The organism is Pseudomonas sp. NFACC42-2 (assembly GCF_900116055.1).
In the GTDB taxonomy this organism is placed as follows: domain Bacteria; phylum Pseudomonadota; class Gammaproteobacteria; order Pseudomonadales; family Pseudomonadaceae; genus Aquipseudomonas; species Aquipseudomonas marginalis.
In genome coordinates, this window is record NZ_FOZO01000042.1 from 1 (window position 1) to 3,328 (window position 3,328).

General features: G+C 55.9%; 1 protein-coding gene. It reads left to right on the forward strand.

Annotated elements, in window-relative coordinates; all coding sequences use genetic code 11:
- Nucleotides 1-260 precede the first annotated feature (260 nt).
- Nucleotides 261-3,328 (forward strand): dermonecrotic toxin domain-containing protein (locus BM416_RS30240; protein ID WP_092490396.1); only part of this gene is annotated, 3,068 nt, incomplete at its 3' end.

Sequence of the window (3,328 nt, forward strand, 5' to 3'; positions counted from 1 at the left end):
GGACGTCTCTTGAATCCGGATGTCGAACCCAGCGAAGTCAAGGGTGTGGACGTGTCCATCAAACGAACCTTTACCATCCGGGAGAGTAACGAGCTGGACTCTGATTATGCTATCGATAAACACGCCCCGACTACCTTGGAGACTTCCGTCACGCCGACTTGATCAACCGCACAAGCATGCCCTCTTTCGTTACGCAAAGAGTGCCCACGCTAACAGGGAGTGCTGTGGCAGTACTTATTCACTTCACGAGAACTGAAACCATGTACGCACCTTCAAGCAATACCATCTCCCCCATTCGGCAATACATCGACCCCGTTTCAAGCGGGCCGATAAACAACAGCGAATCAGCCGTCACGCGGGCGTCACAAGATACGCCTGGCCCGTCCACCTCCCCTCACGAAACAGCGCTGCTTAACGAATACCTGGCAGCGGTGCAAAGCAAAGTACTGGGCAATAATCCCGGGCTTATAAAAGTCCCCCCCGAGAGCAATTTGGGCCAGTGGCTCGAAGTCTATCGGGCGCAGTTGCAGCACCCCGTGGTTCAAGGTTGGATGCGCGACCAGAAGATCGACCAGAACACGCTTTTAACCGTCAAGCCCCGCACAGGCACTCTGACTGCCATGGCGGACGGAAACATGAAAACGTTCTCCCTCACGGACAACTCCGGTTGGGGCCAAGTCAGCCGCCCGCTTCTTGAGGCGGCCAAAATCATTGCGCCGGGAACTGTTGAGAAGTTGCAGATACGCTTTGGCGAAGACTACATTCAAGTACGCGCAGGGCTGGTAGCCAACTTCCAGGGTGAGCGCCTTCCCACATCACTGGCCGAGGCACGGACACAAATCAGGCGACTGGAACACAACAAAGCCTTCGACCCCATCCCGCCGGATGATCCCGTACGCCCAGCCAACCAGCGCTCGGCGCAAGCCCTTGAACAACTCAAGCTCAGTGCCGAAACGTTCTACACCCATGCACCTCAGGCATTGGCCTACAAGCATCTGGCAGTGGAGGTTGCCGAGAAACTGCCAAACGTACGTGCACAAGCAAAACAATGGGCGGAGTCCGTCATTTTCAACCTGACGGGCAAACATGTGGATGCCGATACACTTTACTTGAACCGTTTCAATGGCTCGCAAAGCGCTTCAACCGCTACCGGCTGGGAGCATATGGACGAGGAGCCGACCGCCTCCCTGCGCCTGCCGGATGCACTATTGAAGAACTTCACTGAACACGACTGGGTCCCCGGTAATCTGGACTCGGAAACCGGTTTATACCTAGACGGCCCGGGCAAAAGTAAAACCGGGGGGTACGGTGTACACAACCAATTCCCGCTGGCCCCTTCGAGCCTTATGCATGAGAGTTGGAAAACCGACTTTCAATCGGTCATGACGCAAAAAAATGACGATTTCTGGAACACCCACAGCGTTGACTACCAGACGGCGATTAAAGGCGAATTCGTCTACCAGGCCCGAAAACAACTGAAGGCAGCCGCCGCCAGGCCACCGGCCGAGCTAGCGCTACAAGCTCCCGAGCATAGGTTCACCCGGGAAGACTACCGCTTGGTCATGGGCGCGGTGTCCAACCTCCCACTGGACGAAAATGCACCGCTTGACGTCGAGCAACTCAAGACCGAGGCCCCTGTAAAAGACCAGGTCCAGGCGCATGCCTTCAATATCAAAGGCCTCTTGTCCAACGATATTGTGCGTTTCAGTGCTGCCGACGGTGGCCGCCAGGTCCTCTACATCCCGGGCTCGGAGCCCGCATTTCTCCGGTTCGACTCCTTGGAGAAACTGGATCAATGGGTGATCGACCAAACCAAGGATCCGAAAAAGCGCGAATCCTTGATGGCTCATTTCCCCCTGATGGCCCGCCAGGACCACGAGCCCGGGACTATTGGAGAGCTGGCAAGCGTGTTCATGCCCATATTGCGCTTTACAAACGTGGGCAGCAAAACCGAAGGCTTGGCGAGCACTCTGGAAAAACTCTCCAGAGGAGAATTGAGAGACCCAACGTTCGATGGTGACGGGTCGCACATTAAAGGCGATGTCTTCGCTGCCATGACATCCGCCAGCAAAGCGCGCATGACAAGTGATACCGACGCTGTGATCAAGTCCAACAGCGAGGTCGTCCGGGACATTTGGCTTAACGACATTACCGTCGCTGCCGGCCTGCTGGCCAAGCTGGCGCCTATCGCCCCCCCCGTTGCAGCTGCCGCAGTGATCACCGGGCTCACTGAACTGGCCTTGGGCGCGGAAAAACAAGCCTCTGGGGACACCTTGGAGGAACGCCAGGACGGCGCGTCCAAGGCTTTTGACGGCTTGCTCAATAGCTTGTTTTCAGTCGCCAGCCTCAAAGGCCCTGAAACCCCATCGACCGTACCTGAAAATAAACTGGTACCACCCAAGGCCCCTCCTGTGTCGGAAGGTCCTGAGATCGTGCCTCCCACTCAGGCGGAATCGGCTCCAGGCACCAGCTCAGGCGTGCGCGCCCCAATGACCTATCCACCCCAGCGCCCATCTACCAGCCTGATCAAGATTAGCGAGCACGCGGTGCCCAACGGTGAACATTTCATCGAGAACGTCACACCGAATGCGCAGGGTGTTTACCAGGTCAAAGATAGCGAAGGCACGTACCGGAATTTTATTCGTTATACCGATGAAACCGGCACCGGCAAGGTGTTCGAAATCGATCACAACTATAAGACAGGTGAGGTGACCACGCAGATCGTCAGCGCCAAAACCGGAAGATCGATATTGCGGATAGGCCAGGATCTCGACGGTAATTGGGTCCGGGTCACGGCGGATGGTGGTATCAGGCTGCCATGGCGACGCGCCCCCTCACCCACGCCCAGCGATGAAACAAAGTCCCCCGCCACCTTTGCCGCACAGTTTCGCGACCTCGAAGGCCATATGATGAAAGGGGCCGACACCGTCGATCAGTATCTGCAAATCAATGAGGGAACCGGCTTTGAGTTCGCCAATAAAAATTGGCGCGATGCAACCGGCGACAAAACGAAATTCAACGTTACCTGGACAATTGGCAATAATCCCGACTTCGAAGTGCTAGCTGCAGAAACCGCCGCCCCCTCGGAATATGGCACCAGCGACTACGCATCTCCCTTTATCAAAGATATACGCCGTAACCCCTACGCAATAAATAACGGGGGAATTCGCACGGAAATCGACATCAACAAGCAAATAAAAGAACTACGCGAAGCAGGGCAGGAAGTCTCGGCAGAAACCGCCGATCTTCTTATGAGAGGAAGCATAGACCGCTTTGAAGCTGCCATTCCCGATCCGGAACTGCGTGCCAGGATCTCCGAAGTAGCCCA